The organism is Candidatus Ryanbacteria bacterium CG10_big_fil_rev_8_21_14_0_10_43_42, from assembly GCA_002793915.1.
GTDB lineage: Bacteria > Patescibacteriota > Minisyncoccia > Ryanbacterales > 2-02-FULL-48-12 > 1-14-0-10-43-42.
This window is the reverse complement of record PFEF01000003.1, coordinates 21,551-33,686: the sequence shown is the minus strand read 5'-3', so window position 1 is coordinate 33,686 and position 12,136 is coordinate 21,551. Positions and strand designations below refer to the sequence as shown.

Annotated in this window: 9 protein-coding genes and 1 tRNA gene; 6 read left to right on the top strand and 4 right to left on the bottom strand. The window is 44.9% G+C overall.

Features of this window, described 5'->3' with window-relative positions:
- Positions 1-114 precede the first annotated feature (114 nt).
- From COU90_00495 to COU90_00480, 4 genes are all read left to right on the top strand, one after another.
- Positions 115-597 carry a hypothetical protein gene (locus COU90_00495; protein ID PJE64735.1) on the top strand — a complete coding sequence of 161 codons (483 nt, stop codon included), beginning with the start codon at positions 115-117 and terminating at the stop codon, positions 595-597.
- 213 nt (positions 598-810) lie between these two features.
- Positions 811-1,674, top strand: a complete 864-nt coding sequence (locus tag COU90_00490; GenBank protein PJE64734.1) for a hypothetical protein — start codon at positions 811-813, stop codon at positions 1,672-1,674.
- A gap of 119 nt (positions 1,675-1,793) precedes the next feature.
- A complete protein-coding gene (locus COU90_00485; GenBank protein PJE64733.1) occupies positions 1,794-3,299 on the top strand; it encodes a hypothetical protein in 1,506 nt (501 codons plus the stop codon).
- Between the two features lie 121 nt (positions 3,300-3,420).
- Positions 3,421-5,268 (top strand): cell division protein FtsH, encoded by a 1,848-nt coding sequence (locus COU90_00480; protein PJE64874.1) that lies wholly within the window; start codon positions 3,421-3,423, stop codon positions 5,266-5,268.
- Positions 5,269-5,298: 30 nt separating this feature from the next.
- Here the strand turns inward: COU90_00480 and COU90_00475 are convergent.
- Positions 5,299-5,373: transfer RNA gene (locus tag COU90_00475), tRNA-Ile, on the bottom strand.
- A gap of 155 nt (positions 5,374-5,528) precedes the next feature.
- On the opposite strand from COU90_00475, the gene COU90_00470 reads away from it, so the two are divergent.
- A complete protein-coding gene (locus COU90_00470) occupies positions 5,529-7,469 on the top strand; it encodes a serine protein kinase (GenBank protein PJE64732.1) in 1,941 nt (646 codons plus the stop codon).
- A gap of 57 nt (positions 7,470-7,526) precedes the next feature.
- Positions 7,527-9,068 carry a hypothetical protein gene (locus COU90_00465; protein ID PJE64731.1) on the top strand — a complete coding sequence of 514 codons (1,542 nt, stop codon included), beginning with the start codon at positions 7,527-7,529 and terminating at the stop codon, positions 9,066-9,068.
- A gap of 36 nt (positions 9,069-9,104) precedes the next feature.
- Here the strand turns inward: COU90_00465 and COU90_00460 are convergent, their stop codons facing one another.
- From COU90_00460 to COU90_00450, 3 genes are read right to left on the bottom strand one after another with little or no spacing between them, the layout of a single operon-like run.
- A complete protein-coding gene (locus tag COU90_00460) occupies positions 9,105-11,372 on the bottom strand; it encodes an ATP-dependent DNA helicase RecG (protein ID PJE64730.1) in 2,268 nt (755 codons plus the stop codon).
- Complete coding sequence (locus COU90_00455; protein ID PJE64729.1) at positions 11,308-11,796, bottom strand: hypothetical protein; 489 nt, start codon at positions 11,794-11,796, stop codon at positions 11,308-11,310. The genes COU90_00460 and COU90_00455 overlap by 65 nt, the downstream gene beginning before the upstream one ends.
- A 13-nt stretch (positions 11,797-11,809) precedes the next feature.
- Entirely contained in the window at positions 11,810-12,100 is a 291-nt protein-coding gene (locus COU90_00450) for a hypothetical protein (protein ID PJE64728.1), read from the bottom strand.
- Between the last annotated feature and the right edge of the window lie 36 nt (positions 12,101-12,136).

The following is a 12,136-nucleotide window of genomic DNA, read 5'->3' as shown; positions in this document are numbered from 1 at the left end:
CAAATACTCCAAAGGAGGACGTGGATCATGTGCTATCAGGAAGAAAGTATGCGGAGTACTATCTGCACTACTGTATGCGTGTATGTACCGCCATCACGCGCAGGTAGTATTTGTATGACCATACAGCCCATGAGTTCCCCGGGTATAAAGGCGAATGATGTTAAGGATTACAATGGCCCTAAGATATACAGGAGGTGTAAAGGGAAACGGGAATGGGAGCGGGTGGTCGCGCTTTGTAAAGAGGTTCAGGGAGAGAAAAGAGGAAAGGCGTCCCAGGATTATGTGGCAGAATTATTTCGATATCTGCAAGCTCACGGATTTATCGCATGGGTTGAAGAAACATTAAAACAAAGTGCGCCGGACAGACGCGGTATTGATTTTTTTGGTCTTGCGTCCGATGCGGAAGGAGGGTTTCGGTTTAATGTGGATGTTAAGAGTTCACGGGAGGGAATTTCAATAGCTCTTGAAAAATATGGAGACAGAGGCATTTTGCTTTTCGCGCCCCAAAAAAAGGAGCCGCAGGAGAAGGAGGCAATGCGCCTTTTTTCCGAATTAAAAAAATATTATATAAAAAATCGGTATCAAATTGCCGCCTAAAGTCCCTTAATCGGGCTTTTTTTGTTCATATACATAACTATCGAGAATATCATTATAAAGTTTGAAAAATGCCCAAAAAATAAGAGTTTTTATGAATGAAACAGACGAATTCTATTGACAAAAGTAATAAAGTATGATAAATTCTTACCAGAATAAAAAACTTTGACAAAAGGAGAGAATATGAATTCTTCGATTAATTTCCATGGAGTGACCATGACGGTTAGCGATTTTGCCGGAACCCGGAATGCTTATTCCACATCAAGCGGTGAAGCGATGTGGCGAAAGATTATGCTCACCGGGAGAACGCCAGATAAAATCATCTTTACGGTGGATACCAGCGGGCGTGAAGAGGATGAACCCGTAGTAGAACGCTTTTGGTTTAATGCTCGAAAGGAAGGAGAACCAAAAAAGGTAACGGGACAGACGTCCTTTACCATGGCAGTGCCGGTCCGATGGAGTCAAGGATATCGCGGTGTAGACATTCCACATACTCGGGAAACAGGGAAAGATAATGTAGATCTTCTAACGATCTACAAGGATGGATCGTTTGTCCAGGAAGAATGGTCAATTGTCACTTGGAGGGGAAAGTTTTTTCAATACGTTGAGAAGATTTTCCTTGGTCAAGCCGTTAAAAAGCGCGGCGGGTATGACGTGGTGGCGTTAGAAGCGTCTAACGCCTATCCGGGAGCTTCGTTCTCCGGCATATGGGACCAAGTTGGCGATCTGGTTACCAGATATGCCGCGGAAAGCATCGAGAAAGTTATGCAAAAACATAAGGTGCCCGCTGTAGCTTGGAATCCGCCGGAGGTGCCAAATCCGAAAAGCGATCAATGGCACCGCGGGGTGGTTATGTATTTTAACGGTGTTACCGGCACCGGCCGCGTGTGGGATATTGAGGATCAACAATCCTACTTTGTTCACCGGAAGGCGGTGGAGGAGGAACATGGCGACCTCCCGGTCCTTGAGTCAATGACGGCAGTTCATTTTCTTGTTTCTGACGCCCCGGTGAAGGGGCAACTCCCGCCAATTGAAAAAATTCATTCAGTCGCTTCCGTGGTGGAAATAGTTGCTGCATAAACTCTGGGGCAGATGCAATCGCATTCTGCCCCACTATCATATTTGGATCAGTGTATAATCACATGATGTGATGTTTAAGTTTATATATAAGCATGACATAATGTGAGTAGTATATTTTTATGGACAAGACACGCTTCTTGGCATGGCAAAAGTATATTCATAATCTGGGAGATGTACTGAAGAACATGCAGGAAAAAACAATTATAGCTGTAGGGATAGAGCCGTATAATCGTATTATACCGGCGCTTTTTCTCGATAACTACGCTATTTATTGCGTCAAAGACAGTGTCGATTTGGACATGTTGCGGAAACATGCAAAGATTTTTTGTCTGGAAGAACATCATCCGCGGATTGCCGCTAAAGTACATGCCCTTGGTTATCTGGTGAATAATTATATATTTCAAGGATTTCTCAAATCGTGGAAAAAACCCTACCGGCTCATGATTAATTTAGCAACTAGGCGAACTGCGGAAACGCTTGATAAGCTTGGTATTGATTGGATAGGTAATACGCCAAAAAACTATGAGGGAACACAGCTTAAAGGGGAGTTTCGTGATCTTATAAAACAGCTAAAACTTCCTACTATGCCGGAATGGCGCATGTCCCGCGAAGAGTTTTTGAAGTTATCATATGATGATTTGCATGGTAAGTGGCAAACATCGGTGGTGGTTCAGCGAGCGGATCTTGAAGTGAGTGGTAATTTGGGAACATTCTTTTTGCATACGAAGGATGATTGGCATATGTGCCGAGATATTCTTTCCGGTGATAATCGTTTCAATGAGATTCTCATCTCTCCTTTTATAGAAGGTTTTGCGCCTTCCATGCTTGGATGCGTTACGGCGCGCGGCGTTCTTACGTCTACCTTGCAGTTGCAGTTAATAGATGTACCGGAATCATTACACGGGAGTGCGGCAACGGGAACATTTCTTGGTAATGATTGGATTTTTCATTCATGGCCGGATGAAACGGTAAAAACGGCACAGCATATTGTAGAGGAAATAGGATTATACCTATCACGTAAGGGATACAAGGGAGTTTTTGGTATTGATTTTATTTACAACAAAGAAACACATGACCTGTATCCTATAGAATGTAATCCGCGCTTTACCGGAGCATTTCCTATGCACTCGCAAATGTTGATGATGCAGGGAGTACCGCCCATGGAGTTTTTCCATATAGCGGCGCACCTTGGCATTGATGTTCAATTCGATTTTGAAAAAGTAAATGCGGCGATAAAGCAACGTTTGCCACTATCGCATATCGCTCTTGTGCCGCATGGTATACAGAAAATGACGCTTCCTCTGCAAACGGGAATTTACAGATATAATCATGAAACAAGCGAACTTACATATATCCGGGCGGGTATATTCATGGAAGATATAAAAAATGATGGCGAGTTTCTTATTGTAGATTCCGTGCCGCGTTTCGGCAGTAGCATTGCTCAAGGGGTACCGCGTATCTTTAAACTTGTATTTCGAAAGGGAATCGCCACATCGTCAATGGGAGTTGTCCCGGAGGTAGGAATTATACTTGCCAAATTATCTTCGGCGCTTCGAAAAAATCAGCCTCAAAAATCAGATTTGGCGGAAATGGCGGAGATCGATATAGAAAAAGAATTACGATAAATCCTTGCCATTGTGGTACAATAATTGTACCCTGGAGTATAACAGAGACGTTTTATCTGTATGTTTCTATTGATTAATTCACATAACATAATTCATGAAAAATCCCATTAAAAAGCCCATAATGAAAAATCCGGTTACGTTATTCGGAAAGAATATCCTTTACGCCGTTTTAATTTTTTTCATTCTAACGGCGGTCTATGCTTCATTTGTAACCAACGAGGAGCCGGAGGAAATTACGCTGTCCCGTCTGGTAACGGAAATCAAGGCTGGTGACGTGGAGCGTATAACCGTACAGCAAGATAAGCTTGAAATAACTCTTGTTAATGAGGTTGTGCAGACGACAAAGAAAGAATCAGACGCGGCTCTTACGGAAACGCTCGTAAATTATGGCGTCAGTCCGGCGCTTTTGGAAAGCATAACAATCGAAGTAAAGGAGCCGTCGGGACTTGCGTTTTGGGCGGCGACCGTTCTGCCGTTTCTCCTTCCTATTTTGCTTATCGGTTTATTTATCTGGCTTACCATGCGGCAGGTTCAGCGTTCGAATGGACAGGCTATGATGTTTGGCCAGTCGCGGGCACGCGTTATTAATCCGCAGGATAAAAAAGGAGATCGTGTTACATTCAAGGATGTTGCCGGATCCGCAGAAGCAAAGGAGGAACTTGAAGAAATTGTGGATTTTCTTAAAAATCCGAAGAAATTTTTGGATATCGGTGCTCGCATTCCGCGCGGAGTACTTCTTATGGGAAGTCCCGGTACGGGAAAAACACTGCTTGCAAAAGCGGTTGCGGGAGAGGCTGGCGTGCCGTTTTTTCATATGTCGGCTTCCGAATTTGTTGAAATGTTTGTGGGTGTGGGCGCAAGTCGTGTACGGGATTTGTTTCGTACCGCGAAGAAGACCGCTCCCTCTATTATATTCGTAGACGAAATTGATGCGGTGGGGCGTCATCGTGGTGCAGGTCTCGGTGGCGGACATGATGAGCGTGAACAAACGCTTAACCAGATCCTTACCGAAATGGATGGATTTGAAACATCAGACCAAGTAATTGTAATGGCGGCAACGAACCGTCCGGACGTGCTTGATCCGGCGCTTCTTCGCCCGGGACGGTTTGATAGAAGGGTTGTTCTTGATTTGCCCGATATTAAAGACAGAGAAGCTATTTTAGCGGTGCACGTGATAAAAAAGCATATGGCGGGCGATATTGATTTGCGTCGTATTGCGGAGCGTACGCCCGGATTTTCCGGAGCCGATTTGGCAAATCTTGTAAATGAAGCGGCTATAGCGGCGGCGCGTGAAAACAGAAAGGAGGTGAATCAAATGGACGTTCTTACATCTATAGAAAAAGTACTTCTCGGACCGGAGCGTAAAAGTAAGGTATTTTCAGACAAAGAGAAAAAAATTACGGCATATCACGAAGCGGGGCACGCGCTGGTGGCGGCGTCGCTTCCCAATACGGATCCCGTGCATAAAATTTCCATTATATCTCGTGGGCGTGCCGGCGGATATACTATGAAATTACCAACGGAAGACAAACATTACTACTCAAAAGATCACTTCTTGGACGAATTGGCGGTTTCTCTTGGAGGGTATGCGGCTGAAGAGTTTATATTTGGCGAGCTTACTACCGGATCATCCGACGATATCCGCAAGGCAACTTCTATAGCGCGCAGTTTGGTAACACGGTACGGTATGTCTGAAAAAATAGGTCCGGTTGCCTGGGATGATCAAAGCGACATGGTATTTCTCGGACGCGACATTGGGCATGAGAAAAAATATTCGGAGGAAGTTGCTTCACAGGTGGATACGGAAGTATCGCGTTTTATGAAAGAAGCTCTTGTAAAGGCGCAAACAATACTCAAAGAAAAGAAAGGAAAACTTGCCGAAATTGCTGAATATTTGCTGGAACACGAAACTATCGAACGCGATATGTTTAATAAAATTATGGGTATTTCGCCGGCGCAGGCGGTATAAGAAAGTAAAAAGCTCCCGAAAGGGAGTTTTTTGTCGGTCTGGTAGGGATCGAACCTACAACCACTGAGGTATAAGCTCAGCGCTCTACCATTGAGCTACAGACCGAATAGCTGTAAATAGTGCCTATACACTATATCATAAACGATAATATTTGATAACGTTATATATAGACTAAGATATATTTATGTGCTTTTGTAAGGTGTAGTTGATGATGTGTTCATTAAAATTGAAATATAACCCTATAACATACGGAGGATAGCATGGCACAGCAACAGGCATCACGGGAACAGTTCGAGACTATGATTACCAAGGACAGGGCGAGTCATCAAAGGGTAGAATGGCAGGGAACGTTGATCGATTACCTTGAAGAAGTCCGAAAGAATCCGGGCATAACCCGACTTGCGCACAGTCGTCTGTACAATATGATGATTGCCCAGGGTATGTCGGAGATCACCGAATCCGATGATCCACGAGTGGGGCGCTTGTACAAAGATGAACCCCTCAAGGTTTACAACTTTTTCAAAGATGAATTTTTTGGTATTGAACGAACGGCGGCACGGATTGTTCGTTATTTTCATTCAGCTTCATTAAAGGGAGAGGAAAGTCGCCAGGTGTTGTACCTGATGGGACCGGTTGGATCGGGCAAAAGCTCGCTGGTTGAAAAATTGCAGAGGGGTCTGGAAGAAGCCGAGTCGGTCTATGCCATTGAAGGCTGTCCAATGTTCGAAGAGCCATTGCATCTTGTTCCGCGTCATCTGCGCAAGGAATTCGAGAAGATGCTTGATGTCCATATCGAAGGAGATTTGTGTCCCATTTGCCGGCATCGGCTTAAGGACGAATTTGGCGCACGCTATGAAGAGTTTCCCATCGTCCAGGTGGAATTTTCTAAACGTAACCGGCGTGGCATTGGTGTTGTTCCGCCGGTTGATCCGAACAACCAAGATACGTCCGTATTGATCGGATCAGAGGATATCTCTAAGCTCGATATGTACTCCGAAGGTGATCCTCGCGTGCTAGAACTGAACGGGGCGTTTAATGTGGGCAACCGTGGCATGGTTGAATTTATTGAGGTATTTAAGAATGAAACAGAATACCTGCATGCCATGATTACGGCAACTCAAGAGAAGTTCGTCCCTGCGCCCGGACGGCACGGCACGGTGTATATAGACTCGGTTATTGTTGCCCACTCAAACGAGGCCGAGTGGCAAAAGTTCAAAGCCGATCACACCAACGAAGCGATTCTTGACCGTATTGTGGTCGTCAAAGTTCCGTATAATCTGCGGATGTCTGAAGAGGTCAAGATTTATCAGAAGATCTTGCAGAAATCGTCTTTTGATGCTCACGTAGCGCCTCACACACTAGAGATGGCGTCGATGTTTGCCGTCTTATCCCGACTCGAACCGACTCCAAAGTGTGATCTAATGACAAAACTGGCGCTGTATAACGGCGAAGAAGTGGTCGAGAAAGGACGGACAAAGAAGATCAATATCCAAGAGTTGCACGATGAGGCCAAACGCGAGGGTCTTTTCGGTATCTCAACCCGCTTTATCATGAAAGCGCTTGATAATGCGCTTGCCGAATCCGGTAAATGCATTAACCCGATTAACGTGCGGGAAGCCATGATTAGTATGGTCAAGGATCAAGACATGGCTGACGACATACGTAAGATGTATCTCGAGTTTCTCCAGGATACCTTGCATAAGGAGTATCTGGAGCTCGTGGAGAAAGAGATTACCAAAGCGTTTGTTTATTCATATCAAGAACAGGCAGAGACGTTGTTTCAGAATTATCTGGACCACGCCGAGGCGCATGTGAATAAAACTAAAGTCAGAGATGCCAACACTCGTGAAGAGCTTCAGCCGGATGAGGCATTTCTTAAATCGGTGGAAGAACAGATTGCGATTATCGGATCCGCCGCCGACGGCTTCCGCCAAGAAGTGATTGCCTATTTGTGGGCGTGTGGCAGGCGGGGTGAGAGTATCTCATACCAGAGTTATGAGCCCCTCAAAGAAGCCATAGAAAAAAAGCTCATGGCTTCGGTGCGGGACATTAGCCGCATCATCACCAAAGCTCGCACCCGGGATGAAGAGCAAACAGATAAGTACGGGACCATGGTGCGTAGCATGCTTGACGGTGGTTACTGTGAGTATTGCGTGGATGTGGTGCTGAAGTATGCGGCAAATAATTTATGGAAAGATTAAGGTATCCCGGCTTATCCAAAAGATAAGCCGGTTTTTATTTGCATTTCTCTTTATCTTATGTACAATTCCTGCGTGAATACATATTACAATATTTCAAAAGCAAATGACTTAACGGGAAGCGATCGTCGTCTTTATCGTTTTTTTGAGATTGTTCCGGGAGCGCTTGCGTGGACTACGCTTATAGGACTTTTCCTTCTTTCGTGGCGGGCGCCCGTGTGGGCGGCTGTGTTTATCATTACATTCGATTTGTACTGGCTTATAAAGACCGTATTTTTATCGGTGCATATGCGTATTAGCGCCAAGCGTCTTAAAAAACATATGGAAATCGATTGGCATTCAAAACTTGCTAATATGCGGTGGGAGCATTTACAACAACTGGTTATACTGCCGTTTTATAAAGAAGATGCTTCCGTTGTGCGAGGATCTTTAGATGCCATTTTAGCAACGCCCTGGCCGAAAGATCGTATGATTATTGTTCTCGCTCGGGAGGAGCGCGCCGGAGAGGAGGCCGCTGAAACAGAGCGTGTTATTGTCGAAGAGTATGGTGATAAGTTCGGTATGTTTTTTACAACATTGCATCCTATGGACACAGAGGGTGAGCTTGCGGGAAAGGGATCAAACGGAACATATGCCGCCAAAGAAATTGTAGAGAACTATATTGATCCGAAAAATATTCCGCATAAAAATGTAATTGTTTCTGCATTTGATATCGATTCCCGCGTGTATCCGCATTATTTTTCTTGTGTAGCATATCACTTTCTTACAGTAGAAAAACCGTATCGCTCATCATTTCAGCCGGTGCCGGTATATAACAATAATATATGGGATGCCCCCATGCTTTCCCGCGTGGTTGCGTCATCGGGTACGTTTTGGCAAATGATGCAACAGGAGCGTCCGGAACGGCTTACAACATTTTCTTCTCATTCTATGAGTTTAAGCGGACTTGTGGATGTCGGCTATTGGCAGAAAAACATTGTATCGGAAGATTCGCGTATTTTTTGGAATCATTTTTTTCCGTATAACGGAGACTACCGTACAATACCGCTTTCATATCCAATATCATTGGATGCAAATGTTGCCCCTACATTTTGGGAAACGGTAAAAAATGTATACAAGCAACAACGCAGGTGGGGATGGGGAGTCGAAAATATGCCATATGTATTTTTTAATTTTGTACGGAACAAAAATATTCCCATTAGACAAAAAATATATTTTACCGGTGTCTTGCTGGAGGGGTTTTGGTCATGGGCGACCAATGCACTTATTATTTTTGCCTTGGGATGGCTTCCCATTTATCTGGGAGGGAAAGAGTTTAATACAACGCTTCTTTCTTATAATTTGCCGGTTATTACACAGACGCTTATGCGATTTGCTATGGTGGGGCTTATCACATCTGCCGTTATTTCAACATCTCTTCTGCCGCCGCGTCCGAAACACTATGGCAAGTGGAGGAGTTTTAGTATGGTTTTTCAATGGGTGCTTATGCCGTTTACCATCATTGTTTTTGGCGCCATTCCGGGGCTCGAGGCCCAAACGCGCCTCATGCTGGGGGGACGATGGCGGCTTGGTTTTTGGGTTACGCCTAAGCATCGCCGCTAAATGACATAGAGTTTCATTTTTTAATACAGAACAATTTTATTCGAAATGCAGAGATTGTTTTTCAAGTTTTTCTACGCGCTCTTTTAGGATGGGGTGCGCGGCAAGCTTTGGATCAGACAAAAGAAGTTTTTCAGCCTCTGTTCGTGCCGCCTCCACCATTTTTATATTGCGAAGCGCTTCCATGCCAATATCGCTAATGCCCCATTGCGAAGACCCGGAAAGTTCTCCCGGACCACGAAAGGAAAGATCATACTCGGCAAGCTCAAAGCCATTTTTTGCTTTTGTAAGGGCTTGTAGGCGTTCAAGCGTTTTTGGTGTTTTGGAATCGGTAAAAATAAAACAATATGATTTTTGCCCGCCTCTCCCCACGCGTCCGCGGAATTGATGCAGTGTGGCAAGGCCGAATCGTTCGGCGCCTTCAATCATCATAATAGACGCATTAGGAATATCGATACCCACTTCGATAACAGACGTGGATACGAGAATATGAATGTCTCCGGCACGAAATTGCGCAATAACATCTTCTTTTTCCCGTGGCTTTAATTTTCCATGAAGCATGCCGACGGTAAATTCAGGAAAAATATCTTCCTTAAGACGCTTATGTTCTTCTACAACCGCTTTCATGGATGCGGATATTTCGGAAATTGGCTTATCCGGTTTTGTGTGTTCCTCGCTTTGTAATCCTATTTTAGGATATATAACAAATGCCTGTCCGCCGTCTTTAATGGTGTTCCGTATAAACTCATAGGCGCTTTCGCGTTTTTCGGGAGGTATGATATGTGTTTCTGGCGGCTTCCGTCCCGGAGGCATTTCGTCCAAAAGAGAAATATCAAGATCGCCATAAAGCGTGAGTGCCAGTGTGCGGGGTATGGGTGTTGCGGTCATGGAAAGCAGGTGTGGTTGTTTTTCCTGCATGCGTACGAGACGGTTTCTTTGTTCTATGCCGAATCTATGTTGTTCATCCACGATAAGGAGAGCAAGGCATTTAAATAGAACATCTTTTTGTATAAGGGCATGTGTTCCGATGAGAACAGACACCGTACCATCGGCAACCCATACAAGCAGTTGTGCGCGTGATATGCGTACGGATTCTGTTGGACGCGCTTTGGAAGGAAATACCCGACATTCACTCGATGTAATAAGCCCGATACGTCCGGAAAAGGGATGTTTGCAAAATTCCCGAAGATGTTGGCGCGCTAAAATTTCTGTGGGTGCCAGATAGGCTGTTTGTCCGCCTGCGGCGGTAACAGCGCGGGCGGCAATAATGGCCACCAGAGTTTTTCCGGAGCCGACATCGCCTTCCAACAAACGCGCCATGGGGTGTGATAATGAAAAGTCCTTTAAAATATGCTTACCGGCTCGTTTTTGCGCACCAGTGAGGGGAAATGCGATACGGGTTTCTATATCTGTTATGGGAGTTTCAGAAAAGGGAATCGTAAATGACTTTTGTGTTGAGAGATTAGTGCGCATGCGTACGCGATGCAGTTGTATGGCAAACATTTCGTCAAACGCAAATCGTTTTCGCGCGGCATCCGCCCACGCCATTGTGCTCGGTTTATGAATATGAAAAAGGGCATTTTTAATTTCCGGCAGATTATAGGTTTTTCGGACGGAAGCGGGAATGCTGTCCGGCAGTTCGGAGGCAAGATGAAGAATATCCTGTATATAAGAGGGAAGTATGCGTGCCGGTACGCCACGCACTGGGGGGTAAACAGGAATAAGAGGTTCAGCGGTATCGTCGTCGTACGATATAATGCGCTCGGTATGTTCGTCGGTATGTGCGCGTGATGTGTTGCGTACCGGATTTACCATATATAGCTCACCTTTTTTATTTTGCTTTACTGTTCCCGAAAGATGAATGATCGATCCTTTCACAAGTGCTTTTGCAATGTAGGGTTGGTTCATCCAAAGCGCCCGTGTTTTACCGGAGCTGTCTTCCACGACAATTTCCACTAACGGAATACGCCGCGGATATGCTTTCTTTGACGTTATAGAGGCAATTATTCCTTCAATACTGGTATGTACTCCGGCAGAAAGATTTTTAATGGATGTACGTACCGAAAAATCCTCATATCGTGCGGGGAAGAAAAACAACAAATCGCGCACGGTTTCAATACCCGCTTTTTTAAAGGCCGTTTTATGCGCAGAGGACACATGAAGAACGGCATCAAGTGGGGCATCGTACGAATTCATATATCCCAAGGATGTCTTCTTTGTGAAGGATTTGCAAGGATTGTATTTAGCGATTACATTCCGGCGGACCGCTACAGACTTTCCATGCCCATGTGGGGCGATTGGGGTCATAAAATGGTTCTCCGGCAGACGGGAAACTTTCGGGGCCAATCACGGTAGAGAGGAGGGCGTATTGTGATCCATTAATTGATAGATATAGATACCCGGACCAACCACTTCTATTATCAAGAGGGTCTACGGGTAAGGTTGGTATGTACGTAGGGGCAAGGTTGGGTATATAGCCGCCGGCACCGGTAACGCCGCGGCTTCCTCCATTAACTGAAACACCGAACCATACGTTGCTGGTACTGGGGTACACGCCATTATCATTAAAATACAGTTCGAGGGCGGTTTGTATTTGGCGCATGTCCGTCATGCGCCGTGCGTCTCGCGCACGGGAACGTGCTGTGTTTAAGCTTGCCAACACAACACTCGCCAAAAGCCCAATAATAGAGATGACAACGAGAAGTTCTATAAGAGTAAATCCTTTTTTCATAATTTTACCATACTTACAATAAAGGAATATTTAATCGTGGCGGTTCTTTGGGAGGATATATTATTTCTGTACCGAGAGGAAGTTCTACAGAGGGGGAACGGTTCAATATAAAAAATATGGTAATAATGACTATAATAATAATGACAAAAAGACCGATTAATATATTATTCGCTTCAGCTTCTGTTGTTATTCGTCCGTTGGAGTGGTTAATAATCCACCCGGCAAGACCGGACGGCCGGGAGAATGGATCAGGAGAGAAGGTTCCTTCATCAAACCGTATGCCGGAATTATTGTTAATATCCATATATGTAGTATACGAAGAATACTGAGCAAGGGAAAT

What these genes read in the sequence shown, in the direction of transcription:
- COU90_00495 (PJE64735.1), top strand. Translation starts at nt 115, where the DNA reads ATGACCATACAGCCCATGAGTTCCCCGGGTATAAAGGCGAATGATGTT.
- COU90_00460 (PJE64730.1), bottom strand. Translation starts at nt 11,372, where the DNA reads ATGACCCCAATCGCCCCACATGGGCATGGAAAGTCTGTAGCGGTCCGC.
- COU90_00490 (PJE64734.1), top strand. Translation starts at nt 811, where the DNA reads ATGACGGTTAGCGATTTTGCCGGAACCCGGAATGCTTATTCCACATCA.
- COU90_00450 (PJE64728.1), bottom strand. Translation starts at nt 12,100, where the DNA reads ATGGATATTAACAATAATTCCGGCATACGGTTTGATGAAGGAACCTTC.
- COU90_00455 (PJE64729.1), bottom strand. Translation starts at nt 11,796, where the DNA reads ATGAAAAAAGGATTTACTCTTATAGAACTTCTCGTTGTCATCTCTATT.
- COU90_00480 (PJE64874.1), top strand. Translation starts at nt 3,421, where the DNA reads ATGAAAAATCCGGTTACGTTATTCGGAAAGAATATCCTTTACGCCGTT.
- COU90_00465 (PJE64731.1), top strand. Translation starts at nt 7,527, where the DNA reads ATGTACAATTCCTGCGTGAATACATATTACAATATTTCAAAAGCAAAT.
- COU90_00485 (PJE64733.1), top strand. Translation starts at nt 1,794, where the DNA reads ATGGACAAGACACGCTTCTTGGCATGGCAAAAGTATATTCATAATCTG.
- COU90_00470 (PJE64732.1), top strand. Translation starts at nt 5,529, where the DNA reads ATGGCACAGCAACAGGCATCACGGGAACAGTTCGAGACTATGATTACC.